This window comes from Bradyrhizobium sp. Pa8 (assembly GCF_052588265.1).
In genome coordinates this window covers 6,170,795-6,195,481 of record NZ_CP176767.1, presented here as the reverse complement: position 1 = coordinate 6,195,481, position 24,687 = coordinate 6,170,795, and the positions used below count along the sequence as shown (strand labels likewise).

25 protein-coding genes are annotated in these 24,687 nt (G+C 65.6%); 13 read left to right on the top strand and 12 right to left on the bottom strand.

Annotated features, from left to right (window positions below; translation table 11 throughout):
- The first annotated feature begins 1 nt into the window (after position 1).
- Complete coding sequence (locus ACKWRH_RS29430; protein WP_445216359.1) at positions 2–1,435, top strand: serine/threonine protein kinase; 1,434 nt, start codon at positions 2–4, stop codon at positions 1,433–1,435.
- 6 nt (positions 1,436–1,441) lie between these two features.
- Here ACKWRH_RS29430 and ACKWRH_RS29425 read toward each other — a convergent pair whose 3' ends face one another.
- Positions 1,442–1,633: a hypothetical protein gene (locus tag ACKWRH_RS29425; RefSeq protein WP_014494175.1), complete on the bottom strand. Its 192-nt coding sequence runs from the start codon at positions 1,631–1,633 to the stop codon at positions 1,442–1,444.
- Positions 1,634–2,135: 502 nt separating this feature from the next.
- Positions 2,136–2,837 (bottom strand): ribulose-phosphate 3-epimerase, encoded by a 702-nt coding sequence (gene rpe, locus ACKWRH_RS29420; protein WP_135215441.1) that lies wholly within the window; start codon positions 2,835–2,837, stop codon positions 2,136–2,138.
- Between the two features lie 252 nt (positions 2,838–3,089).
- On the opposite strand from rpe, the gene ACKWRH_RS29415 reads away from it, so the two are divergent.
- Complete coding sequence (locus ACKWRH_RS29415) at positions 3,090–3,878, top strand: EF-hand domain-containing protein (protein WP_445216358.1); 789 nt, start codon at positions 3,090–3,092, stop codon at positions 3,876–3,878.
- Between the two features lie 214 nt (positions 3,879–4,092).
- On the opposite strand, the gene ACKWRH_RS29410 is transcribed toward ACKWRH_RS29415, so the two are convergent.
- Both ACKWRH_RS29410 and ACKWRH_RS29405 read right to left on the bottom strand, forming a co-directional pair.
- On the bottom strand, positions 4,093–5,091 hold the full coding sequence (locus tag ACKWRH_RS29410) for a P1 family peptidase (protein WP_445216357.1): 999 nt from the start codon (positions 5,089–5,091) through the stop codon (positions 4,093–4,095).
- Positions 5,092–5,149: 58 nt separating this feature from the next.
- A complete protein-coding gene (locus tag ACKWRH_RS29405) occupies positions 5,150–8,002 on the bottom strand; it encodes a PAS domain S-box protein (RefSeq protein WP_445216356.1) in 2,853 nt (950 codons plus the stop codon).
- 195 nt (positions 8,003–8,197) lie between these two features.
- On the opposite strand from ACKWRH_RS29405, the gene ACKWRH_RS29400 reads away from it, so the two are divergent.
- The gene (locus ACKWRH_RS29400; RefSeq protein ID WP_038933973.1) at positions 8,198–8,584 is read left to right on the top strand and encodes a response regulator; all 387 of its coding nucleotides are present in this window, start codon (positions 8,198–8,200) and stop codon (positions 8,582–8,584) included.
- Between the two features lie 74 nt (positions 8,585–8,658).
- On the opposite strand, the gene ACKWRH_RS29395 is transcribed toward ACKWRH_RS29400, so the two are convergent.
- The 5 genes from ACKWRH_RS29395 to ACKWRH_RS29375 all read right to left on the bottom strand — a co-directional run bounded on the left by ACKWRH_RS29395 (position 8,659) and on the right by ACKWRH_RS29375 (position 13,754).
- Positions 8,659–9,777, bottom strand: coding sequence for a branched-chain amino acid ABC transporter substrate-binding protein (locus ACKWRH_RS29395; protein ID WP_445216355.1), 1,119 nt, complete (start codon positions 9,775–9,777; stop codon positions 8,659–8,661).
- Between the two features lie 161 nt (positions 9,778–9,938).
- On the bottom strand, positions 9,939–10,679 hold the full coding sequence (locus tag ACKWRH_RS29390) for an ABC transporter ATP-binding protein (protein WP_014494184.1): 741 nt from the start codon (positions 10,677–10,679) through the stop codon (positions 9,939–9,941).
- Positions 10,676–11,509, bottom strand: coding sequence for an ABC transporter ATP-binding protein (locus ACKWRH_RS29385; protein WP_445216354.1), 834 nt, complete (start codon positions 11,507–11,509; stop codon positions 10,676–10,678). Before ACKWRH_RS29385 ends, ACKWRH_RS29390 begins: the two co-directional genes overlap by 4 nt.
- Positions 11,506–12,825, bottom strand: coding sequence for a high-affinity branched-chain amino acid ABC transporter permease LivM (gene livM, locus ACKWRH_RS29380; RefSeq protein ID WP_445216353.1), 1,320 nt, complete (start codon positions 12,823–12,825; stop codon positions 11,506–11,508). Before livM ends, ACKWRH_RS29385 begins: the two co-directional genes overlap by 4 nt.
- An 11-nt stretch (positions 12,826–12,836) precedes the next feature.
- Complete coding sequence (locus tag ACKWRH_RS29375) at positions 12,837–13,754, bottom strand: ABC transporter permease subunit (RefSeq protein ID WP_445216352.1); 918 nt, start codon at positions 13,752–13,754, stop codon at positions 12,837–12,839.
- A gap of 292 nt (positions 13,755–14,046) precedes the next feature.
- On the opposite strand from ACKWRH_RS29375, the gene ACKWRH_RS29370 reads away from it, so the two are divergent.
- Complete coding sequence (locus ACKWRH_RS29370) at positions 14,047–14,220, top strand: hypothetical protein (RefSeq protein ID WP_212453679.1); 174 nt, start codon at positions 14,047–14,049, stop codon at positions 14,218–14,220.
- A gap of 182 nt (positions 14,221–14,402) precedes the next feature.
- The gene (locus ACKWRH_RS29365; RefSeq protein ID WP_014494189.1) at positions 14,403–14,939 is read left to right on the top strand and encodes a hypothetical protein; all 537 of its coding nucleotides are present in this window, start codon (positions 14,403–14,405) and stop codon (positions 14,937–14,939) included.
- Here the strand turns inward: ACKWRH_RS29365 and ACKWRH_RS29360 are convergent.
- The 3 genes from ACKWRH_RS29360 to ACKWRH_RS29350 all read right to left on the bottom strand — a co-directional run bounded on the left by ACKWRH_RS29360 (position 14,901) and on the right by ACKWRH_RS29350 (position 17,648).
- Positions 14,901–15,293, bottom strand: coding sequence for a carboxymuconolactone decarboxylase family protein (locus ACKWRH_RS29360; protein ID WP_445216351.1), 393 nt, complete (start codon positions 15,291–15,293; stop codon positions 14,901–14,903). The two genes, ACKWRH_RS29365 and ACKWRH_RS29360, sit on opposite strands and share 39 nt — an antisense overlap.
- A 141-nt stretch (positions 15,294–15,434) precedes the next feature.
- The gene (pcaD, locus tag ACKWRH_RS29355) at positions 15,435–16,217 is read right to left on the bottom strand and encodes a 3-oxoadipate enol-lactonase (protein WP_085404329.1); all 783 of its coding nucleotides are present in this window, start codon (positions 16,215–16,217) and stop codon (positions 15,435–15,437) included.
- 75 nt (positions 16,218–16,292) lie between these two features.
- A complete protein-coding gene (locus tag ACKWRH_RS29350; protein ID WP_445216350.1) occupies positions 16,293–17,648 on the bottom strand; it encodes a 3-carboxy-cis,cis-muconate cycloisomerase in 1,356 nt (451 codons plus the stop codon).
- Positions 17,649–17,817: 169 nt separating this feature from the next.
- Between ACKWRH_RS29350 and ACKWRH_RS29345 the strand changes: the two genes are divergently transcribed.
- The 8 genes from ACKWRH_RS29345 (at position 17,818) to ACKWRH_RS29310 (ending at position 24,678) form a co-directional block, all read left to right on the top strand.
- On the top strand, positions 17,818–18,264 hold the full coding sequence (locus tag ACKWRH_RS29345; RefSeq protein ID WP_282523152.1) for a CoxG family protein: 447 nt from the start codon (positions 17,818–17,820) through the stop codon (positions 18,262–18,264).
- A 135-nt stretch (positions 18,265–18,399) separates the two neighbouring features.
- Positions 18,400–18,885: a (2Fe-2S)-binding protein gene (locus ACKWRH_RS29340; protein ID WP_027560187.1), complete on the top strand. Its 486-nt coding sequence runs from the start codon at positions 18,400–18,402 to the stop codon at positions 18,883–18,885.
- 32 nt (positions 18,886–18,917) lie between these two features.
- Positions 18,918–19,724 (top strand): FAD binding domain-containing protein, encoded by an 807-nt coding sequence (locus ACKWRH_RS29335; protein ID WP_014494195.1) that lies wholly within the window; start codon positions 18,918–18,920, stop codon positions 19,722–19,724.
- Between the two features lie 62 nt (positions 19,725–19,786).
- Entirely contained in the window at positions 19,787–20,695 is a 909-nt protein-coding gene (locus tag ACKWRH_RS29330; RefSeq protein ID WP_014494196.1) for an AAA family ATPase, read from the top strand.
- Between the two features lie 140 nt (positions 20,696–20,835).
- Positions 20,836–22,038, top strand: a complete 1,203-nt coding sequence (locus tag ACKWRH_RS29325) for a vWA domain-containing protein (RefSeq protein ID WP_445216349.1) — start codon at positions 20,836–20,838, stop codon at positions 22,036–22,038.
- A gap of 11 nt (positions 22,039–22,049) precedes the next feature.
- A complete protein-coding gene (locus ACKWRH_RS29320; RefSeq protein ID WP_007602422.1) occupies positions 22,050–22,373 on the top strand; it encodes an XdhC family protein in 324 nt (107 codons plus the stop codon).
- Positions 22,374–22,375: 2 nt separating this feature from the next.
- On the top strand, positions 22,376–23,077 hold the full coding sequence (locus ACKWRH_RS29315; protein ID WP_445216348.1) for an XdhC family protein: 702 nt from the start codon (positions 22,376–22,378) through the stop codon (positions 23,075–23,077).
- Positions 23,074–24,678: an NTP transferase domain-containing protein gene (locus ACKWRH_RS29310; RefSeq protein ID WP_445216347.1), complete on the top strand. Its 1,605-nt coding sequence runs from the start codon at positions 23,074–23,076 to the stop codon at positions 24,676–24,678. Before ACKWRH_RS29315 ends, ACKWRH_RS29310 begins: the two co-directional genes overlap by 4 nt.
- The last annotated feature ends 9 nt before the right edge of the window (positions 24,679–24,687 follow it).

The window sequence follows — 24,687 nt, the reverse complement described above, 5'->3', positions numbered from 1 at the left end:
GATGCCGCAATCCCTGGTCAAATCAGGCGCCGAGATCGACGGCTACACCATCGGCGAATGCGTCCATGCCGGCGGCATGGCGACGCTGTGGACCGTCACCCATCCCGCCATCGACGTGCCGCTGCTGATGAAGATTCCGCGGGTGTCGGAGGGCGAGGACCCCGCCGCGATCGTCTCGTTCGAGATGGAGATGATGATCTTGCCGCGGCTCGCCGGGCCGCACGTGCCCTCGTGTTTCGGCACCGGCGACTTCGCGCACCAGGCCTACGCCGTGATCGAGCGCATTCCCGGGACCACGCTCTACAAGCGGCTGCCCGATCTGCCGCTCCCATACGAGGAGGCGCGGCAGCTCGTCGCGAAGATCGCCGCCGCGCTGGCCGATCTGCACCGGCAGAACGTGATCCATCACGACATCAAGCCGAGCAGCATCATGTTCCGCGATAGCGGCGAGGCGGTCCTGATCGATTACGGCCTGTCGCACCACAACCATCTGCCGGACCTGTTGCAGGAAGAATTCCGCCTGCCTTACGGCACCGCGCCCTACATGGCGCCCGAGCGGTTGTTGGGGGTGCGCGACGATCCGCGCAGCGATCTGTTTTCGCTGGGCGTGCTGCTCTATTTCTTCACCACCGGCGAGCGTCCCTTCGGCGAGGGCGAGACGCTGCGCGCGATGCGTCGCCGGCTGTGGCGCGATCCGCATCCGCCGCGCGAATTGCGCGCGGACTATCCGCCCTGGCTTCAGGAGGTGGTGCTGCGCTGTCTCGAGATCGAGCCGGTGTGGCGCTATCCGACCGCATCCCAGCTCGCCTTCGATCTCGCTCATCCGGACCAGGTCAAGCTCACCGCGCGTTCGGAACGGCTGAAGCGCGACCCGTTAAGCGTCGCCTGGCGGCGGCGCTTCAACCTGGGTGTCATGGCGCCGCGCGCGAAATCGGACGTCGCCGCGCAAATCGCCTCCAGCCCGATCCTCGCGGTCGCGCTCGACACGGTGGAAGGCGCGGGCGAACTGAACGAGGCGTTGCGCGTGACGACCGAGCGCATTCTCGCGACGCTGCCGTCGGCGCGGCTTGCCTGCGTCAACGTGCTCAAGCTCAACCGCATCGCGATCGACCGGACGCTCGACGAGCAGGGCTCCAACAAGCATATCGACCGGCTGGTCGCGCTCCGGCATTGGGCGACGCCGCTCAAGCTGGATGAGAGCCGGCTGTCGGTTCACGTGCTGGAGGCCGTCGACCCCGCCGCGGCGCTGCTGGAATTCGCCGAGGTCAACCAGGTCGACCACGTCATCATCGGCGCGCGGCAGAGCTCGTTCCGCCGCACGCTGCTCGGCAGCGTCTCGGCCAAGGTGGCCTCGGAGGCGGCCTGCACCGTCACTGTGGTGCGGCCGCCGCGGATGGCTGCGGCGAAACCAGACGCCGGCGTCGTGTGGGGCTAGGAAAGATCACGCCGCGTGGGCGGCGTGGACGGAGCGCTTGCGGCGGATCGGCCAGCAGAATTGCGGGCCGGGCTCGCCGTGATCCGCGCCGCCGCCGAAATACTGGATGATCTCGCGGCAGGGCTCGCAATTGAAGAGGTTACGCGACGCAGATGCCTTGGTCATTTCCTTCAGGCAGTTCGGGCAGTGCGGTTTCATCGGGCGTGGTCCAGAATAGAATTCAATGCCGGCGCGGTGACCGGAGCGGGGGATCCAGGTCCGCCATCTCGGGCCCGGTGTCGTCGCGCCTCTCGCCTTCGGTGCGTTCGAGCCGACCGAAGAAATAGTCGAGGTCAGGATGCGGGCGCCGCGGGATGCGGCACCTGCGCTTCGCTTGACGCTTCACGAGCGCGATCTGCATGGGCTCAGGCCCGATACCAGTCGCGACGGACGATGCGGGCCGAACGTGCCGGCACCCTCGCCGGTCCGGCCGATGGGCCAAACACAACAAACGCACTGAAACCAAGCCACAACGCCACGCCAGTCCAAACCAGGGTCGTCGTCATGATGTGCTCCCGCGAAAACAGGCAAGAATCACTAGCGGTGATTTGCGCGAATCAGGGAAGCCCGGAGGAGTACGGATTAAGATTGCAATTTTAGGCATTGCGCGCCGCAACACCCGCAAGATCCGCAGCCTTTCAGCGAATGTCTTGCTTGCGCCTCAGATCGCTTCGCCGCGTGCACCTGCCGCGGCGTTGCGGATCGCGGCGATGTTGGTCTTGTACGCTTCCTGCGTGCCGCCCTTGAACACGGAGGTGCCGGCCACGAAGGCATTGGCGCCCGCAGCGGCCAGGGGACCCGCGACATCGGGACCGACGCCGCCATCGACCTCGATGTCGATCGGACGTCCCGCCGTCATCGCGCGGATGTCGCGGATCTTGCCGATCGCGGAGGGGATGAAGGCCTGGCCGCCGAAACCGGGATTGACCGACATCACCAGCACGAGGTCGACGAGGTCGATAACGTATTCGAGCACGCTGATCGGCGTGCCCGGATTGAGTGAGACGCCGGCCTTCTTACCGAGCGCGCGGATCGCCTGGAGCGAGCGGTGCAGATGGGGACCGGCTTCCGCATGCACGGTGATGTGGTCGCAACCGGCTTTGGCGAAGGCCTCGAGATAGGGGTCGCAGGGCGAGATCATCAGATGCGCGTCGAAGATCTTCTTGGTGTGCGGGCGCATCGCCTTGATGACGTCGGGGCCGTAGGAGATGTTGGGAACGAAATGACCGTCCATCACATCGAGATGGATCCAGTCGGCGCCGGCCGCGTCCACCGCGCGCACCTCTTCGCCGAGCTTGGAGAAGTCCGAGGCGAGGATCGAGGGCGCGATGGCCAGGGGGCGGGGAGTGAAGGCTTGGGTCATGGCGCGGTGTCCCGTGGCGGCCGTGAAAGATGATGTTCGCCTAACATGGGCCTCTCAGCCGGGCAATGCAGGGGTGGCGTGCTTCCTGTGGGCGGAAATTTCTGCCGCGACCGGCATGAATTGCCGGTGTTCCCGAGCCGCGCCAGGCGTCGCGAAGGCGGATTTCATTGAGCTTTTTGCGCTGGCACGACGCTTGCTGACATCACCGTCAGAACATTGGCTGCGGCGTGCCGCATCGGTTGGAGTTGTGCAATGTTGTTCGCCCTTGGCGCCGTATCGACTGCGCTCGACGCGATCCAGTCGCTGACGAACTCGAAATCGTCCTCGTCGACCCAGAAGACAGGGTCTTCGCAGAGCGCGCCGACCAATCCGTTCGCGATCGACAGCGGCAGCAGCACGACGGGCAACGCGACCTCGTCGGTCAACGCGGGCAAAACTCCGCAGATCTCGCCGGAGACGATGAACGCGCTGTTCGCCGCGCAAAGCCAGTCGACGGACAGCACCGGCAGCGCGGCCAGCTCGACCTCGTCGAGCTCGACGTCTTCGACCTCGACGAGCCGGGACGCTGCGCTGAAGGACCTGTTCTCTCAGATCGACGGGGATGGCGACGGCAAGATTACCAAGTCCGAATTCGAGAACGCGCTGGGGGCCGGCGGCACCAACCTCGCGCAGGCCGATGACGTGTTCTCGAAGATGGATACGAATTCCGACGGCAGCGTCAGTCTGGATGAGATGTCGAAGGCGCTGAAGAGCGGTCATCACGGCCACCATGCCCACGGTGCCGGCGGCTCCGGCGACGGATCGGATTCCGCCTCGAAGTCGAGCGGCGGATCGACCTCGACCACGACGACCGCCGCCGATGGCTCGACCACCACCACCGTCACCTACGCCGACGGCTTCAAGATGTCGACGACGGTCCCGGGCGCCTCCAGCTCCCGTAATTCGGCCTACGATCTGTTCGCGCAGTTGATGCAGCGGCAAGGCGGGCAGGGGCAAGGCGCCTCAGCGGCCGCCGGCTCGTCGATGTCGATGAGCATCTGACGCCCACTCGCTGTCATGTCCCGGCTTGCCGCCTTCGCTAAAGCTTCGGCGGCCGAGCACCCTAGTGGCCCCGGCGTAGCCTTGGCGGAGCCGGGACCGGGGGCATCCAGTACGCCGCGGCTTCTCGGTTCAATCACAACTGTCTCTGGAATACTGCATCGCCCGGTCTTCGCCGGGCGATGACGCGCGATATGTCGTGAGAGGCGCGTGCCCCTTACGCGCCGAAGCGGTCCTTCCACGCCGGTAATGCTCCCGCAAACGGCAGCGCCGTCGCGCTGTACACACCGCGCGCGATCGCGCGCGCGACCACGTTGGCGGCGACCGTGCCGAGCTCGGTGAGGCCGACCAGCGGCTCGATCGGCTTCTCGCAGGTCGCCGCCGCAAACAGCACGTCGCCGTCGGTCGGGGCATGCACCGGATAGATGGCGCGGGCAAATCCGGTGTGGGCGATCATCGCCAGCCGCTTGGCCTGGGCCTTGGTCAGCGTGGCATCGGTGACGACGGCGCCGATCGTGGTGTTCTCGCGCGCGCTCGCGGCGGGGCCGCCCTTGATGCGCATCGCCAGCATGTCCGGCGTGAACTTGGCTGGCAGGCCGCGCCCGCCGAACTCGCCGTTCTCCTCGAACGGCGCCGCCCAGAACCACGGTCCCTCGCCGACGGTTGCGCTGCCGACCGCGTTGACGACCATGATGGCGGCCACCTTGATGCCGTTGGGCAGGACCGCCGAGGCCGAGCCGAGCCCGCCCTTGAAGGTCGCGGTGGTACAGCCGAGGCCCGCGCCGACGCTGCCCAGCGCGAAATCGTGGCCCGCGGCCACAGCTGCCGCGTAACCGAGATCGCGATAGGGCGCGAAGCGACCCCAGGCCTTGTCGCCGCCGTTGAGCAGATCGAACACGATGGCGCCCGGCACGATCGGGATCACCGCCTCACGAATCCGGAAGCCGCGGCCCTGTTCGGCAAGCCAGGCCTGGACGCCGCCGCCGGCTTCGATGCCAAAGGCGGAGCCGCCGGACAGCGCAATCGCGTCAACGCGCTCGACCGTGCTGGCAAGATCGAGCAGCGCATCCTCGCGCGTGCCGGGCCCGCCGCCGCGCACGTCGATCGCCGCGACCGCCGGGGCATCGAAGATGATCGCCGTCGTGCCAGAGGCGATTTTCGCATCCCCGGCATGGCCGACCCGGACGCCGGCGATATCGGTGAGGAGATTTTTCAAGGCGGCTCCGTCGGCTGAAAAAGTGCGCCATCAGCGATAGCGCACCGATGCCGCGCGCTCAACTCGCCAGCGCCGTCCTGAGCATCTTGGCAAGCTCGGATTTGCGATAGGGCTTGGCCAGCAGCAGCACGCCGGAATCGAGCCGGCCGTGATGGACGATGGCGTTCTCGGTGTAGCCCGAGGTGAACAGCGTCTTCAGGTCGGGACGCCGCCGCACCGCCTCGTCCGCGAGCTGGCGGCCGTTCATGTGGCCCGGCATGATGATGTCGGTGAAGAGCAGGTCGATGCCCTTGTCGGCATCGATGATGGTGAGGGCTTCGGCGGCGTTGGCGGCTTCGAGCGCGGCATAGCCGAGGCTCTTGATCTGGGTCACGACATATTGCCGTACCAGCGCGTCGTCCTCGACGATCAGGATCTTCTCGTCGCCCCCGGCGATCGGCACGTTCTGGAGCGACTCGTACTCGGTCTCCTGCACGCCGCTCGAGCGCGGCAGGTAGATCTTCACGCTCGTGCCGTGGCCTTCCTCGCTGTAGATCTTGATGTGGCCGCCGGACTGCTTGACGAAGCCGAACACCATGCTAAGCCCGAGCCCGGTGCCCTTGCCGACCTCCTTGGTGGTGAAGAACGGGTCGAACACCCGCTCCATCAGGTCCGGTGGAATGCCGGTGCCGGTGTCGCTGACCGCGATCATCACATAGCTGCCGGCGACGACGTCGGGATTCATGCTGGCATAGCCGTCGTCGAGGAAGATGTTGCGGGTCTCCAGCACCAGTGTGCCGCCGTCCGGCATGGCGTCGCGCGCGTTCAGGGCGAGATTGAGGATCGCGGTGGAAAGCTGGCCCGGGTCGACCAGCGCCGGCCAGGCATCCTCGGTGAGCTGCGGCATGATGGTGATCTGCTCGCCGAGGGTCGGGTGCAGCAGCTTGGCGGCTTCGAGCGCCAGCGCATTGACGTCGATCTCGCGCGGCTGGAGCGGCTGCTTGCGGGCGAAGGCGAGCAGGTGCTTGGTCAGTTGCGCGCCGCGTTCGGCGGCGTCGTCGATCAGCTTGGTGATGGCGGCGAGCTCGGGACGGTCGGCCACCGCATCCGCGAGGATGCCGATCGTGCCGGTGATGACGGTCAGTACGTTGTTGAAATCGTGGGCGACGCCGCCGGTCAGCTGGCCGATGGAGTCCATTTTCTGGACCTGCCTGAACTGGGCCTCCGCGGCCTGCTTCTCGGTGAGGTCGCGGCCGATGAAGAAATGGCGCTTCACCGGCTCCGACCAGGTGCCCATCCAGTTCAGCGTCACCTCGTGACCGTCGTAGTGGTAGTAGCGCGCCTCGAAGCTGCGCTTGACCGCGCCACGCCGCGCCGCGCGCATCTCGCCCCGGGTCTTGTCGAGGTCGTCGGGGTGAATGAACTCGATGGCGCTGTGCCCGATCATGTCCTCCGGCTTGAACCCGAGGATGTCCTTCACGCTCGGGCTGATCTGGATGAAATTGCCGTAACCGTCGGTCACGAGGATCAGGTCCTGCGAGGTCTCGAAGATGCGCTGGCGCTCCTCGATCTCGCGGTTGAGGGCGGATTCCGCCCGCTTCCGCTCGGTGATGTCGCGAGCGACCTTGGAGGCGCCGATGATCTTGCCGTCGGTCGATCGCAGCGGGACCTGGCTCAGCAGGACGTCGATCGGCTGGCCGCTCTTGTGCAGCCGCACGGTCTCGTGCTGGTCGATGACCTCGCCGTTGCGGGTGCGGGCCAGCATTTCGGCCACTTCCTCGCGCTGGCCCTCGGGCATGATGATATCGACCTGGCGGCCGATCGCCTCGCTCGCGGAGTAGCCGAAGACGCGCTCGGCCGCCTTGTTCCAGGACGTGATGGTGCCGTCGAGCGACTTCGTGATGATGGCGTCGTTGGAGGATTCGACGACGGCGCTGAACAGCCGCTCGCGCTCGGCATAATAGTTCCGCTCCGAGCTCGACTGCCGCTGCAGCGCGCCGACCATGCCTGCCGTGTTGGCCTGGAGACGCACGTTCTCGATGAGCAGCACCGCGAGCACGAAACTCGACGCACCGAGGCCGTAGAGCCGGCCGGCATAGAAGCCGAGGTCGAAACGCGCGACGTTGACGATCGCCGACAGCGCGATGTCGAACAGCCATGCGCACATCGTGACCATGAGCCAGACGTCGATCACCGTGTGCGGCTTGCGAAACCACAGCGTGACCAGCGCCGCGAAGCTCAGGGACCACACGAACGACACCACGCCGATCATGGTGGGGGTGTAGTGGCCGTCCTTGAGCAGGACCGGCAGCAGGCCGTGCTGCGCAGTCACCAGCCAGGCGAACACGGTCAACGCGACGAACACGCCGGCGACGGAGAGAGCGATCGCGGGAGCCGTCGCGCCCGCAATCCTGTTGCCGCCGTTGCCGTCCTTGAGCCAGGCATAGGCCAGCACGAACAGCGGGAAACCGGCGTGCCAGATCATGTAGAGCCAGACGGTGGTCTGCGAGCCTGCACCGAACAATCCGGCCGGGGCGAACAGCCCGGGGAAGGTGACGGCGTGGGTCATCGCGGCGCCCGCCGTGAACAGATAGCCGGTTGACAGCAGCAGCAGCGCGCGGCTGCGCAGTACGGCGAACTGCGACAGCAGCAAGACGGCGGTGATGATGTCGCTGACAGCGAGCGCCGACTGGTAGCTCGCCACGAAGGCCGGCACCTGGACGAGCGGCAAGCCCGCAAACGGTACGGCCAGCGCGAACAGGATCGCGGAGATGCCGACGATCGCCAATGCCGCCCTGCGATCGCTTCGCGTAGCCGGCAAGGTCGACAGGAATGTGCTTCGGTCGTTAGGCGCTAGCACGTCGATCTCTCGTAAGCCGGCATGATCACCTCCTACGTCAATCTCTTCCGGCCGGGAAGCCGCTACCCGCATGGTAGCCCGCTCCGGGCGCGCATCCTGACAGAAAGCGCATGCGACTCAACCGAAGGTTACAGCTTACTTAACTTGGAGTGGGACTTGGAATGGGTAACTGGTAAGAGGTGATTTACCGGGACGGACTCATACTGCCTTGCCGGGCACTTGCGGTGAATTGAACCAAATAATGATACGTATCCGGGAGTTGTTCCCATGCGCCGTGTCCTCGTTGTCGACGACCAGAAGGAGGTCCGCGCCATGGTCGCGATCGTTCTTCGGGTCAACCGTTTTGACGTCGTCGAAGCCGAGAGCGGGGCAGCGGGCCTGAAAGCCTTCAGCGAGGGCGCTTTCGATGCAGCGATCGTCGATATTTTCCTGGCCGACACCAGCGGCGTCGACGTCATGGTGGCCATTCGCGAGCGAGTTCCCGGATTTCCGATCGTCGCGGTCTCCGGCATGACCGCCCTGGACTTCATGGGCGAGGCGCCTGGTCTGGCCGACGTAGTGTGCTTGCAAAAGCCATTTCGGCCGAACGATCTCCTGCAGGCGCTCCACAAGGCCCAGGCTGCGGCCGGCGGCGAGCTCTCCGCAGCCGTGTGACCGTACGGCGAAAGAAAACGCCCCGGCGAACCGGGGCGTTGGATTGATCTGATTAAAAGGTCAGGCATCCTGTCTCAGGTGCCGCTGCCCTTGATCTCGGCGTAGCCGCCCTTGGCGTCCCATTTGTAGACGACGTAGTCGAGCTGCTTGATGTCGCCCTTGGCGTCATACTCGATCGGACCGATCACGGTGTCCCACTTGCCGGCCTTCATCGCCTCCATGACCTTCTTGGCGTCGGTGGTCCCGGCCTTCTTGGCCGCCTGCGACCAGACCTGCATCGCCGCGTAGGTATAGAGCGTGTAGCCCTCGGGGTCGATGTTCTTGGCCTTGAAGGCGTCGACGATTTTCTTCGCGGTCGGCTTGTTGCGCGGATCAGGGCCGAAGGTGAACAGCGTGCCTTCGCCGGCTGGGCCGGTGATGGAGGCGAACTCCTTGTCGGCGAGCGCATCGCCGGCCATCAGTATCGTCTTGAGGCCCTGGTCGCGCATCTGCCGCACGATCAGCCCGGACTCCTGATGGTAGCCGCCGACATAGACGAGGTCGATGTTGTCCTTCTTCAGGCGCGACACGATCGCGTTGAAGTCCTTGTCGCCCTTGTTGTAGGACTCGTACATCTTCTCGGTGATGCCGGCCTTGTTGAGCGCCTTCTTGGTTTCATCGGCGAGACCCTTGCCGTAGGTGGTCTTGTCGTTGAGGATCGCGATGTTCTTGCCCTTGAAGTTCTTCGCGATGTACTGAGCGGCGATCAGGCCCTGCTGGTCGTCGCGGCCGCAGACGCGCGCCACGTTCCAGAGCTTGCGTTCGGTGAAGAGCGGGTTGGTGGAGGCCGGGGTGATCTGGAGCACGTTGCCGTCGGCATAGGCTTCCGAGGCCGGGATCGACGACGACGAGCAATAGTGCCCGGCGACGAACGGGATCTTGGCGCCGGCGATCTTCTCGGCGATCGAGCGCGCCTGCTTGGGATCGCAGGCGTCGTCCTCGACGTTGAGCGCGAGCTTCTTGCCGTTGACGCCGCCGGCGGCGTTGATATCGGCCACGGCCAACTCGGCGCCGTTCTTCATCTGGCGGCCGAAGGCGGACTCGCCGCCGGTCATCGGGCCGGCGACTGCGATGGTGACATCCTGCGCGAACGCCGCGCTCGATAGCGCGATCGATGCGCCGAATGCCAGACCGATGAGCTTCAGTGATTTCATGAGATACCTCGCGGGTGGTCGCCTGTGGAAGTTGCCGGGTATGCCCGGTTCAAACCGGCACCATTCTCGAATGAATCTCGGGAGAAGTCACCGGCAAAATACGGGCAATGGCGGAGATATCTCGCCATATTCGGCCGCACGTGCGCCGCCGTCGGGCAGCCTCAGCCGTGCCGGCCGCCTTCCAGGTAGGCGGCGCGAATCTCGGGGCGCTGCAGCAACTCGGCGCCGGTCCCGGCCAGCGTGATCAGGCCGTTGACCATGACGTAACCGCGATGGGCGAGCTTCAGCGCATGGTTGGCGTTCTGCTCGACGATCAGGACCGTCAGGCCGTCCTGGCGGTTCAGGGTGCGGATCGCATCGAAAATCTGGCGCGCGATCAGCGGCGCCAGCCCGAGCGAGGGCTCGTCGAGCAGAAGCAGGCGGGGGCGGCTCATCAGGGCGCGGCCGATTGCCAGCATCTGCTGCTCGCCGCCGGACAGCGTTCCGCCGCGCTGGGCGTAGCGCTCCTTCAGGCGCGGGAACAGCGTGAACACGCGTTGCAGCGTGGCCTCGCGTTCGGCGTCGGTGCAGCCGGTGGCATCCGCTCCCATCTGGAGGTTTTCCGCCACGCTCATGCGCGGGAAGATGCGACGGCCTTCCGGCGATTGCGCGATGCGCAAATGGGCGATCTCATGGGTGGGAACGTCGGTGATGTCGCGGCCTTCGTACAGGATCTGGCCGGCGCGGGCGCGCGGCTTGCCGAAGATCGTCATCATCAGCGTCGACTTGCCGGCGCCGTTGGCGCCGATCAGCGCGACGATCTCGCCGGCGCTGATCTCGACATCGACGCCCTTTAGCGCCTCGATCTTGCCGTAGGCGGCGCGCAGGCCCCGGATCGACAGCAGGGGGGCGGACGACGTCACGACCCGCTCTCCATCACCGCCACGGCCTCTTCCTCGTCGGTGCCGAGATAGGCGGCGATCACCTTGGGATCGTCGCGGATCTCGCGCGGAGAGCCTTCCGCGATCTTGACGCCATGGTCCATCACCACGATGTGGTCGGAGATCTCCATCACGACCGACATGTCGTGCTCGATCAGCAGGATCGAGGTGCCGAGCTCGTTGCGGATCGAGAGCAGGAGCTCGCTCAAGGCTGCGCTCTCGCGCGCGTTGAGACCCGCGGCAGGCTCGTCTAGGCACAGCAGCGCCGGCTCGGTGCACATCGCGCGCGCGATCTCGAGCCGGCGCTGGTCGCCATAGGCGAAATTGCCGGCGGCATCGTCGGCGCGGTCGAGCAAATTGACCCGCTTCAGCCAGTCGGTGGCGAGGTCGATCGCGCGCTTTTCGGCGTCGCGGTAGCCGGGCGCGCCGACGAGGCCCAGAAAGGTGAAGCCGGAGGCGCGCATCAGCGCGTTGTGCTGCGCCACCATCAGGTTTTCCAGCGCGGTCATGCCGGGAAACAGGCGGATGTTCTGGAAGGTGCGCGCCACCTTGGCCTGCTTGGCGATGCGGAAATCGTTCAGCCGCTCCAGCGCAATCACCTTGCCGTCGTCATGGGTGAGGCGAATGGCGCCGCCGCTCGGCTTGTAGAAGCCGGTGATGCAGTTGAACACGGTGGTCTTGCCGGCGCCGTTCGGTCCGATCAGTGCGGTGATCTTCTTCCGCTCGGCCGCAAACGACAGGTCGTGCACGGCGACGATGCCACCGAAGCGCATGGTCAGCCGGTCGACGTCGAGAATCTTGTCGCCGCTCATCCGTGCCCTTCCTTGACGAGGTCGGAGGAGATCGCCTGCGCCTTGGTCAGATACACGGTCGGCGCGCGATGGCCGATCAGGCCGCGCGGCCGCCAGATCATGATTAGCACCATGGCCATGCCGAACACCAGCATGCGATAGGTCTCGAGGCCGCGGAACAGCTCGAAGCCGCCGATCATGGCGAGCGCGGCGAGCGCGACGCCGAGCTGCGAGCCCATGCCGCCGAGCACGACGATGGCGAGCACCAGCGCCGATTCCTGGAAGGTGAAGGATTCCGGGCTGATGAAGCCCTGGCGCGTCGCGAAGAACGCACCGGCAAAGCCGCCGAACATGGCGCCGGTCGCGAACGCCGTGAGCTTGGTGGTCGTGGTGTTGATGCCGAGCGCGCGGCAGGCGACCTCGTCCTCGCGCAAGGCCTCCCAGGCGCGGCCGATCGGCAGGCGACGCAGCCGGATCGTCACCCAGTTGGTGAGCAGCGCGAGTGCCAGGATCAGATAGAACAGGAAGACGATGCGGTGGGTCGGCGAATATTCGATGCCGAGCCTGGCGGCGAGCCCGTTGTCGCTGTTGTCCAGCGGGATGCCGAAGAACGAGGGGCGCGGAATGCTGGAGACGCCGTTGGGGCCGCCGGTGAGTTCCTGCCAGTTGATGATGACGAGGCGGATGATTTCGCCGAAGGCGAGCGTCACGATGGCGAGGTAGTCGCCGCGCAGGCGGAGCACGGGGAAGCCGAGCAGCACGCCCCAGAACGCGGCAAGAATGCCGGCAAGCGGCAGGCAGACCCAGAACGACCAGCCGAAATTGGTGGCAAGCAGCGCGTAGGAATAGGCGCCCACCGCGTAGAAGGCGACGTAGCCGAGATCGAGCAGGCCGGCGAGCCCGACCACGACGTTCAGCCCCCAGCCGAGCATGACATAGGTGAGCACGAGGATCGCGAGGTCGAGGATATAGCGCTGATCATAGAAGATCACGGGCACAAGCACCGTGAAGATCAGAAGCGCGGGCGCCAGGTAGCGGCCCAGAAACGACATGCCGCTGCGTACAGCCGGTGGCACCAGCTTGTCGGTGCCGCTGGGACCGATCCACTGTCGCAAGAGCTCGAGCACGATCGAGCCGCCGAACACGGCGGCGACGAGGGAGGCGAGCTCGCCGAAGCGGGTCCAGTAGGTGAGTTGGCCGTCGGAGCCCGCCTCGGTGCGGATGCCGACCATCAGCGAGAACAGCACCAGTGCGATCAGCGCGTTGATGAAGGCGGTCTTGAGGAGAGCGGGAATGCCCGTTGCAGGTTTGGCCGTATTGCTCGAGGAAACTGTCACGCGCGCGACCGTCAGACTTTTTCGACTTCGGGACGGCCGAGCAGGCCGGTCGGCATGAAGATCAGCACGACGATCAGGATCGAGAACGCCGCGACGTCCTTGTACCCGACCGAGAAATAGGCCGACCAGAACGTCTCGATCAGGCCGATCGCGAGGCCGCCGAGCATCGCGCCCGGCAGCGAGCCGATGCCGCCGAGCACGGCGGCGGTGAACGCCTTGATGCCGGCGACGAAGCCCATGAAGAAATCGACCGTCCCGTAATAAAGCAGGTACATCAGGCCGGCGACCGCGGCGAGCGCAGCGCCGATCACGAAAGTCATGGAGATGGTGCGGTCGACGTTGACGCCGAGCAGTGCGGCCATGGTCTGGTCCTGCTCGCAGGCGCGCATGTCACGCCCAAGCCGGGTACGCGACACCAGCCAGGTGAAGAGTGCCAACAGCACGACGGTGGTGACGACCACCATGATCTGGATGTTGGAGAGCTGGATGACGAAGCCGTCGTTGCTCTCATGCAGCGTGTAACCGCCGGTGATGAAGGGCGGGATCGGCTTGACGCGGGCGCCTTGCGCGACCTGCGAGTAGTTGGTCAGAACGAAGGACATGCCGATCGCCGACAGCATCGGGGCGAGGCGGAAGGAATGACGCAGGGGCCGGTAGGCAATGCGCTCGATGGTCCAGCCATAGAGCGCGGTGATCGCCATCGACACCAGCAGCACCAGCAGCAGGATCACCGGGATCGCGGTCAGGCCGAGCGAGATCAGGATCAGGAAGGTGATCAGGGCGATGAAGCCGCCGATCATGAAGACATCGCCATGGGCGAAATTGATCATGCCGACGATGCCGTAGACCATCGTATAGCCGATGGCGATCAGGCCGTAGATCGAGCCCAGAACGAGACCGTTGATGAGCTGCTGGGCGAAATAATCCATGGGCTGCCGTTACCAAACCTGACGCGGCTCAAAGGAGCTCTTCGAGAGAGTGTGTGATTGAGTTTCTTCTCGGGCCCCGGCAGCCCCTAAGCATTCTTCTCGTTTTGTAACAGGAGGGAACTGGCGGCTGCAACTGGCCACGCCTCGGCATAAAGGCTTGTACAGAGGTCATTTCGCTACGGATGTCATCTTCTTCGGTTCCGCAGGTGCGAGGAACCGGGTTCCGTGGAGCAACCAAATCGGATGCCGGCGGTTCTCTCCGTTCTGACGTCCAACAAGGGAGTTTTCCCCAATGACGAAGCAGCAGAACCAGAATCCGGGCCAGCAGACTCAGAACCCCGGCCAGCAGCGCCCCGGTCAGCAGCAGGGCGGCGGCCAGAAACCCGGACAGCAGCAGCAGGATCCGCAGCGCCAGGGCGAGAAGCCCGGCCAGCAACAGGGCGGCCAGCACGGTCAGGACAAGTAATTTCGGAGCCAGGAGTGAAGAGGGTCCCGCCGGGAGGTGGGGCCTTTTTCCTTGGGCGCGCCGCCCGGCCGGCCGGTTAAGGTAAACAAAGGGTTTAAATTGCCGCCATAGTCTGATGCGAGTTAGCTCCTCGGCAAAGCCTTCCCATGGAAGGCGCGTAAGCTGGCGAAGCGGGAAGCGGCATGTTCAGGAATTGGCGGATCGGTTCGGTCAACGGCGCCCTGCTGGCGGCCTATTTCATCCCGGCCTGGACGCTCGTGGCTTTCAACATCATGGTGGCACCGGTGCACGGCCTTTACGAGCGGCCGAGTGTCGCGGTGGCGCTGTTCCTCAGCGACCATCTCCAGATGGCGGGGATGAGCACGGTGCGTGCCGCCTGGCTGCTGGCGCTGGGCCGGCTGACGGTGGTGGCGTTCTTTGCCATCTATCTCGCGCTTCTGTGCATTCCCCGCGTCCGCAAGAATGGCGGCAGCGACGAGGCGCTCGGCATTGCGCTTGCGATCGGCAGCCTCATCTCGTTTACGAGCATGTTGATGGCCTCGAAGGTCGGCGAGATGGCCGCGCTCCGGCTGCATGCCACCGAGCTCCTGCTGCTGCTCGGCGCTGCCATCGTGGTGGTGATCGAACGGCCCGCGCCGGCGCCCAAGATCGTTCAGAAAACCGTCGAGACCGCCGCGCCGCTAGCTCTTGAGCAGGCCGAGCTCCTGCACAATCGCTGAGGCTTCCTTGACGGCGTGGTTCGCCGCCGGCACGCCGCAATAGATTGCCTGCTGAAGCAGGATTTCCTTGATGTCGTCGGGGGTGAAGCCACCATCGGCGAGCGCCGCGCGCACATGCAGGCGGAATTCGTCCCATTGCCCCAGCGCGACCATGGTGCCGATCACGAGCACGCGCCGCGTGCGCTCGTCGAAATGCGGCCGCGTCCAGATCTCGCCCCAGGCGTAGCGCGTGATCATGTCCTGGAAGTCGGTGTTGAAGGCATTGCGGCCCGCGATCGACTTGTCGACCCAGGCATTGCCCAGCACCTTCCGACGCACGTTCATGCCGGCATCGCGGCGCTTCTGGTCGTCCATGGTGTTTCCTCCTCTTCGTCATTGCGAGGAGCTCGTGACAAAATTGCGGAGCAATTTTGCACTGAAGCGACGAAGCAATCCAGAATGTCACCGCGGAGGGATTTCTGGATTGCTTCGCTGCGCTCGCAATGACGGTTGCGGTTAGCGTTGCGTCAAGAAGCCCACGACCGCGTCGGTAAACGCGTGCGGCTGCTCGACATTGGAAATGTGCGCAGCGTCGATGATGGTCATGCTGGCGCCGGGAATGTTGGAGCGGATCAGCTCACCCGCCGAGATCGGCGTCGCCATGTCGTGGCGGCCGGCGATCACCAGCGTCGGGCTCTTGATCTTGGCGAGCAGCTCGCGCTGATCGAGCGTCGACAGCGCCTCGCAGCAGGCCAGATAGCCCTCGACCGGGGAGGCGAGCAGCATCGACTTCATCTTCGCCGTGATCTGCGGCTCGCGCTCGCGGAAATCCTGGGTCAGCCAGCCCGCGATCACGGCATCGGCCACCGCCGCGATGCCGCCCTTCTTCACCGCGTCGATGCGCTCCAGCCATTTGGTCGGCTCGGCGTAGTAGCAGGAGGTATTGGCGAGGATGAGCTTGCCGAACCGCTCCGGCGCATTGGCTCCCAGCCACTGCCCGACCATGCCGCCCATCGACAGGCCACACCAATGCACCTTCTCGATGTTGAGGTCGTCGAGGATCGCCAGCACATCGCGGCCGAAGCGCTCCATCGTATAGGGGGCGGGCGGAACGTTGGACTTGCCGTGGCCGCGGCGGTCATAGCGGATGACGCGGAACACCTGCGTCAACGCCTTCATCTGCGGCTCCCACATCTGCAACGTGCAGCCGAGCGAATTGGACAGCATCAGCGTCGGCCCGCCGTCGCGGCCCTCGACGGAGACGTTGATCAGGCAACCGTCGGCATCGATCATGGGCATGCTGGGCGTCTCCGTTCTGGAGCATGATCCGGAAAAGTGCGGAGCGGTTTTCCGAAAAAGATCATGCTCAAACAATCAATCCCGCTCGAGGCTGTCGAGCAGCCGGTCGATCAGGGCTTGGGAAGCCCCTTGATAGGCCATCGGCTCGAACAATGCCGCAATTTTTTCCGGCGGCAGATGCGCGGTGACCTGCGAATCGGCCGCGAGAACCTCGCGCAAATGCTTCTTTTCGGCGACCGCGCGCTTGCTCGCGGCCTCGATCAAATGATGCGCATCGCTCTTGCCGATCTTGTCGGCCAGCGCAAACGTGACGGCTTCCGCCATGATGAGCCCATGCGTCGCATCGAGGTTGCTGCGCATGCGCGCGGCATCGACGTCGAGGCCCTCGGCGATGTCGACGATGGCGGCGAGCGCGCCCGAGGCGACCAGCATCAATTGCGGCAGCGTCGGCCATTCCGCGTGCCAGGGGCCGGCGCTGCGCTCATGGTCCTGCACCTGGGCTGCAAAAATCGTCGCGGCGAGCTGCGGCGCCATGGTTGCGCAGCCCAGCGCGCTCGCGGCTGCGACCGGGTTGCGCTTGTGCGGCATGGTCGAGGAGCCGCCGCGGCCTTCGCCGGCAGGCTCGAACGCTTCGCCAACATCGGTCTGCATCATCAGCGAGACGTCGCGCGCGATCTTGCCGCAGCTTCCGGCGAGAATCGCAAAGCATGATGCTGCTTCCGCGATCCGGTCGCGATGGGTGTGCCAGGGCGCTTCCGGCAGCGGCAGGTTGAGCTCCTGCGCCAGTCGCTCTGCAACGACGAGCCCCTTGTCGCCGAGAGCCGCGAGCGTGCCGGCCGCGCCGCCGAATTGCAGCGCAAGACCCTCGCGGGAGAGCCGCCGCAGGCGGCAGCGGGCGCGGGCAAGGCTTGATGCGTATTCCGCCGCCTTGAGCCCGAACGGCATCGGCAGCGCGTGCTGGAGCCAGGTCCGCGCCACCATGGCGGTATTGCGATGGCTCCGCGCCAGCGCGGCAAAGCCCTTGATGGCGCGGCTGAGATCGGCATCGAGTGCATCGATGCCGGCGCGAAGCGTGAGCATGGTCGCGGTGTCGATGACATCCTGGCTCGTTGCGCCCCAATGGACGTAGCGCGCGGCCTCCGCATCGGCCTTGCCGACATTGGCCGTGAGCGCCTTGACCAGGGGAATCGCGAGATTGCCGGATCGCGTCGCGGCCTCGCCCAGAGCGGCCATGTCAAAGCTATCAGCCTTGCACGCGGCTTCGATCGGGCCCACCGCGGATGCGGGAATCACATCCGTGGCGGCCTCGGCGCGTGCCAGGGCTGCCTCGAAATCGAGCATGTTCTGGAGGGTCGACCGGTCGTCGCAGACCGCGCGCATGGCTGCGCTCGACAGCATCGGCGCGAGCAGGGGGGAGAGGGCTGTGCTCATGTTGCGCCGGACCTAATCACCATGCCCCGGCTCTGCCAATCCCAAACCATCAGCGCAAAGCTTTTTGCAGTTGCGAATATGCATTGCACGTGGCCGGGGGCTGCTCTTTCCTTTGCGGCCTCCGTGCGTTACTTGAGCACATTATAGCGAAGCATCCGGGAGGTACCCCATGGCCATGACGATGAACGGCGAAGTCCAGCTTGCGGCGCCGCGCGAGGCCGTGTGGGAGAAGCTCAACAATCCCGAGGTGCTGAAGGCCTGCATCCCCGGCTGCGAAGAGCTGGAGAAGACCGACGACGGCGGCTTTCGCGCGACCGCGAAAATGAAGGTCGGACCGGTGTCGGCGCGCTTCAAGGGCAAGGTCACGCTGAGTGATCTCGACCCGCCGAACGGCTACAAGATCTCCGGCGAAGGCGAGGGCGGGGTCGCCGGCTTCGCCAAGGGCGGGGCCGTGGTCAAGCTCGCGGAGAAGGACGGCGGTACGCTGCTCGCCTACGAGGTCGAGGCGCAGATCGGCGGCAAGTTGGCGCAGCTCGGCCAGCGCCTCATCAACGGCACCGCCAAGAAACTGGCCGACGAATTTTTCGCGAACTTCGCCAAGGCGGTACAGGGCTGAAGGCTATCGCCTTTCGGCATGGCGCCTTGCGTCCGGGGCGATGTTGCCCCCGGGCATAATGGCCCATATGATGGGTTGGAATAATTATAAGAACCGCTTCGACGGGACCCGTCGGGGCGCTGATAGAGAGTGCTTATGGCAAAAATCTCCCTCATCGTGAACGGCAATCCTGTCACGGCCAACGTCGATCCCCGCACCCTTCTGGTGCAGTTCCTGCGCGAGAATCTGCGCCTGACCGGCACCCATGTCGGTTGCGACACCTCGCAGTGCGGCGCCTGTGTCGTGCATCTCGACGGCAAGGCCGTGAAGTCCTGCACCACGCTGGCCGTGATGGCCGACGGCCACGAGGTCAAGACGATCGAGGGACTGGCCGCCGACGGCGCGCCGCTGCATCCGATGCAGGAGGCCTTCCGCGAGCACCATGGCCTGCAATGCGGCTTCTGCACGCCGGGCATGATCATGACGGCGATCGACATCGTCCATCGCAAGGGCCACGAGGTCGACGACCACACCATCCGCGAGGAGCTGGAAGGCAATCTCTGCCGTTGCACCGGCTACCAGAACATCGTCGCTTCGATCTCCGCCGGCGCCAAGGCGATGGCGAAATCCGATCTCGCCTAACCGCGCGCGCATTCTGCGATCAGGACATTCAGATGTACGAATTCAAATACCATCGCCCTGGGACCGTTCGCCAGGCGGCCAATCTCCTGGTGAAGAACGAAGACGCCAAGGTGATCGCCGGCGGCCACACGCTGATTCCCGTCATGAAGCAGCGCCTCGCCAGCCCCCCGCATCTGGTCGACCTCTCCCATATCGAGGGGCTCAACACGATCGAGATGAAGGGCCGCGCGCTCGTGATCGGCGCCACCGCCAGGCATGCCGAGGTCGCGAGCTCCGCGATCGTCGGTGAGGCGATCCCGGCGCTGGCCAATCTTGCCAGCCAGATCGGCGACCCCGCCGTGCGCCACAAGGGCACGATCGGCGGCTCGCTCGCCAACAACGATCCGACCGCGGACTATCCGGCCGCGGTGCTCGCACTCGGCGCCACCATCGTCACCAACAAGCGCCGCCTCAAGGCGGAAGAGTATTTCCAGGGCCTGTTCACGACGGCGCTCGAAGCCGACGAGATCATCACCAAGGTGATGTTCCCGCTGCCGAAGAAGGCGGCCTACATCAAGTTCCGCAACCAGGCTTCGCGTTATGCGCTGGTCGGCGTGTTCGTGGCGCGGCGTCCTTCGGACGTGCGCGTTGCCGTCACCGGTGCCGGCTCCGAAGGCGTGTTCCGCGTCACCGCGTTCGAGGAAGCCCTGAAGAAGCGCTTCGCCGCGAAGGCGCTCGATGGCATCGAGGTGCCGGCGGAAGGCCTCAACAGCGACATCCACGGCAGCGCCGAATACCGTGCGCATCTCATCGGGGTGCTGACGCGGCGTGCCCTCGATGCCGCCAATGCCAAGGAGTGAGTGAACCTCACGCCTCGGCCCAAACTTGTCCCCGGTGAGGGCGTAGCGAGACTGGCTTTTTCATGACTCTCACGGCCCTGCCGGCATCGGTCGATGCGATGCTCGAACTTTTGACTTCGCGCGGTTATCTCGCGGAGCGATCGCTGGCGACGGTGACCTATCTGTCGCTGCGCATGGGCCGGCCGCTGTTCCTGGAGGGCGAAGCCGGCGTCGGCAAGACCGAGATCGCAAAGGTGCTGTCGGCGGCGCTGGGGCGGAAGCTGATCCGCCTGCAGTGCTACGAGGGCCTCGACGTCTCCTCCGCCGTCTACGAGTGGAACAGCGCCGCGCAGATGATCGCGATCCGGATGGCGGAAGCCGCCGGCGACACCGACCGCGATCAGCTCTCGTCCGACATCTTCGCCGACCGCTATATGATCAAGCGGCCGTTGCTTCAGGCGCTGGAGCCCGACGTTGCGGGACCGCCGGTGCTGCTGATCGACGAGCTCGATCGCGCCGACGAGGCGTTCGAGGCATACCTGCTCGAAATCCTCAGCGACTTCCAGGTGACCATTCCCGAATTCGGCACCGTCAAGGCGCCGCATCCGCCGATCGTCATCATCACCTCCAACCGTACCCGCGAGATCCATGACGCGCTGAAGCGGCGCTGCCTCTATCACTGGGTCGACTATCCCGAAGCCGAGCGCGAGCTCGCGATCGTCAAGACGCGCGTGCCCGGCATCTCCGCCAAGCTGTCGCAGCAGGTCGTGCGTTTCGTCCAGGCGCTGCGCAACCAGGATTTCTACAAGTCGCCTGGTGTCGCGGAGACCATCGACTGGGCCACTGCGTTGTCGGAGCTCGACGCCCGCTCGCTGACCCCGCAAGTGGTCGGCGACACGCTGGGGGCGCTGCTCAAGTACCAGGACGATATCACCCGGATGCAGGGCGATACCTTGCAGAAGGTACTGAAGGAAGCGACGAGCGAGAATTGATCTTGCGTCACTAGTACTCCCGTCATTCCGGGGCGACGCGCAGCGTCGAGCCCGGAATCTATAACCACGATCGGGAGTATGGATTCCGGGCTCGCGCCAAGTGGCGCGCCCCGGAATGACGAGGGGATGGATACGAGACCATGGCCATCAACCACCTTGCGCCCGACCAGACCGAGCAGTTCGCCGACAACATCGTCGGTTTCGCCCGCGCGTTGCGTGCGGCCAGCATGCCGGTCGGGCCGGGCGCCGTCATCGATGCCATGAGCGCGCTCCAGGTAATCGACATCGGCAACCGCGCCGACGTCTTCACCACGCTGGAGGCGATATTCGTCAAGCGCCACGAGCATGCGCTGATCTTCAGGCAGGCCTTCAACCTGTTCTTCCGCGCCTCGGAAGAGTGGAAGCACATGCTGGATTCGGTGCCGTTGCCGGAGCAGGCCAAGAAGAAGCCGCAGGCCGGTTCCCGCCGCGTGCAGGAGGCGATGTCGCAGCCGCGGATGACGGAGACGCCGCAGCACCAGGAGCAGGATCTGCGCCTGTCGGTCTCCGACAAGGAGATCCTTCAGAAGAAGGATTTCGCGCAGATGAGCGCGGCTGAGATCACCGAAGCGCTCCACGCCGTCGAGCGGATGCGGCTGCCGCAGGCCGAGCTTCTGACGCGCCGGCAGCGGCCCGATCCCCGCGGGCTTCGTCTCGATTTGCGCCGCACGCTGCGCGCGTCCTTGCGCACCGGCGGTGACATCGTTGACATCCATCGCCTCGGGCGCATCGAGAAGCCGGCTCCGATCGTCGCGCTGCTCGATATCTCGGGCTCGATGAGTGAGTACACCCGCCTGTTCCTGCATTTCCTGCATGCTATCGGGGACGCGCGAAAGCGCGTCTCGGTGTTCCTGTTCGGTACCCGGCTGACCAATGTCACCCGGGCGCTGCGCCAGCGTGACCCGGATGAGGCGCTGGCGAGCTGCTCGGCCTCGGTCGAGGACTGGGCCGGCGGCACCCGGATTTCGGCCTCGCTGCACAACTTCAACAAATTGTGGGCGCGGCGCGTGCTGAGCCAGGGCGCCATCGTGCTGCTGATCTCCGATGGGCTGGAGCGGGAGGCCGATTCCAGGCTCGCCTTCGAGATGGACCGGCTGCACCGGTCCTGCCGCCGGCTGATCTGGCTCAACCCGCTTCTGCGGTTCGGCGGCTTCGAGGCCAAGGCGCAGGGCATCAAAATGATGCTTCCGCACGTTGACGAATTCCGCCCGGTACATAATTTGAGTTCGATCCAGGAGCTGATCACCACGCTCTCCCGGCCGCTGCCGCCGCATCACCGCAGCCTGATCCGTTCCGCAGCTTGAGAGGTTAAGCCATGCTCGATCGCGACGAGGATATTCTGAAGGCGGCGGAGGATTGGCAGAAGGCCGGCCGGGGCGTCGCGCTGGCCACCGTTGTCGAGACCTGGGGCTCGGCGCCGCGCCCGGCGGGCTCGAGCCTCGTCATCAACGACGAGGGCACGTTTCTGGGGTCGGTCTCCGGCGGCTGCGTCGAGGGCGCCGTGGTCACCGAGGCCATGGACGTGATCCAGAGCGGCAAGCCCAGGATGCTGGAGTTCGGCGTTGCCGATGAGACGGCCTGGAATGTCGGGCTGTCCTGCGGCGGCACCATCCGCGTCTTCGTCGAGAAGGTCGGCTAGCCGTGAAGCTCGCAATCCTGCACGAACTCAACGCCGAGCGCGCCGCGCGCCGGCCGGCGATTCTGGTGACCGACACCGAGACCGGCGAGCAGCGTCTGGTGAAGGCTGCGGATTTTGCAAAAGACCCGCTGCGGGCCGAACTGGACAAGCAGCTTCGCATGGGCAAGAGCGCCAGTGTCGAAGCCGGCGGCAAGAAACTGTTCCTCAACGTCTACGCACCGACCGCAAAGCTCGTCATCGTCGGCGCGGTCCATATCAGCCAGGCCTTGGCGCCGCTGGCGCGTTCGCTCGGCTATGACGTCACTGTGGTCGATCCCCGTACGGCGTTTGCGAGCGCGGAGCGCTTCCCTGACATTCCCTTGGTCGCCGAATGGCCCGACACGGCGCTGCCGCCGCTCAATGTTGATGCCTACACGGCCTTCGTCGCGGTGACGCACGATCCGAAGATCGACGATCCCGCGCTGCTGCACGCCTTCGAGCGCAACTGCTTCTATATCGGCGCGCTCGGCTCGCGGAAGACGCATGCCAAGCGCGGCGACCGGCTGCGCGCGCAGGGCGCGAAGGACAGCGATATCGCGCGCATCCACGCGCCCATTGGGCTGGCGATCGGCGCGGTCTCGCCGTCCGAGATCGCGGTGTCGATCATGGCCGAGATCACGGCGGTGCTGCGCCTGCCTCCCAAAGAAAAAGAAGAAGCGGCATGAAATTCGGACCGGCGAGCCCCAAGGATGCGATCGGCGGGGTGACCGTCCACACCCTGCGCCAGGGTCCGCTGGTGCTGAAGAAAGGCACGACGATCGGCCCGGCCGAGGTCGAGGCGCTGACGCGCGCCGGCATCAAGGACGTCGTGGTGGTGCGCATGGAGGAGGGCGACGTCTCCGAGGATGTCGCCGCCGCCAGCATCGCGCTGGCGGTCGGTGGCGAGGGCATTCATGTCGAGCGCGCCTTCACCGGCCGCGCCAACCTGTTCGCCGCGCGCCCGGGCGTGCTGGTGATCGACCGCGCCGCGGTCGACCGCATCAACAACATCGACGAGGCCATCACTTTTGCGACGCTCACCGCCTACAAGCCGGTGGTCGAGGGCGAGATGGTCGGCACCGTCAAGATCATCCCGTTCGGCGTCGAAGGCAATTTGCGCGATGCCGCGGTGAAGGCGGCGGGTAGCGACGTGTTGAAGATCGCGCCCTACGTCATCAAGCGCGTCGGCGTGGTCTCGACGCTGCTGCCGGGCCTCTCGTCGAAGGTGATCGACAAGACGCTGCGCGTGACCGCCGAGCGGCTCGCGCCGGCCGGCGCCAGCATCATTGCCGAGCGGCGCGTGCAGCATGAGGAGCGGGCGCTGTCCGCCGCGATCAAGGAATTGCTCGGGCTTGGTGCGGAACTCGTCATCGTGTTCGGGGCGTCCGCAATCGCCGACCGCCGCGACGTGATTCCGGCGGCCGTCACCGAGATCGGCGGTGAGATCGAGCATTTCGGCATGCCGGTCGACCCCGGCAATCTGCTGCTGATCGCGCGGGCCGGCGGGGTGCCGGTGCTGGGCGCGCCGGGCTGCGCACGCTCTCCGGTCGAAAACGGTTTCGACTGGGTGCTGATGCGGCTGCTCGCCGGCATCAAGGTTACGCGTTCCGAGTTGATGGGCATGGGCGTCGGCGGCCTCCTGATGGAGATCGTCACGCGGCCGCAGCCGCGCGCAGAACCCGCGATCGAGGGCAACAGCCAGGTCGCGGCCATCGTGCTCGCGGCGGGCCGCTCGACCCGGATGGGCGGACCGAACAAGCTGCTCGCCGAGCTCGACGGCAAGAAGCTGGTGCGGATCGCGACCGAGCAGGCGCTGGCCTCCAAGGCCTCCGAGGTGATCGTCGTCACCGGCCATCAGACCGAGCTGGTCGAGCAGGCGTTGCAGGGCTTGAAGGTGAAGTTCGTCCGCAACCCGGATTTCGCCGGTGGCATCGCGAGCTCGGTCAAGGCCGGCATCGCGGCCGTGCCTGAGGCTTGCGACGGCGCCGTGGTCTGTTTGGGCGACATGCCACTGATCGATGCCGGCTTGATCGACCGTCTCATCGACGGCTTTGCGCCGGACCGCGGCAACCTCATCGTCGTGCCAGTCAGCGAAGGGCGCCGCGGCAATCCCGTGCTGTGGTCGCGCCGTTTCTTCAGGGAATTGATGACGCTCGACGGCGACGTCGGCGCGCGCCATTTGATCGCCAAGCACACCGAAGCGGTGGCCGAAGTCCCCGTGGATGGAGAGAGTGCCTTCCTCGACATCGACACGCCGCAGGCGCTGGAAGCGGCACGGCGCGGATAGTGCCGTAGC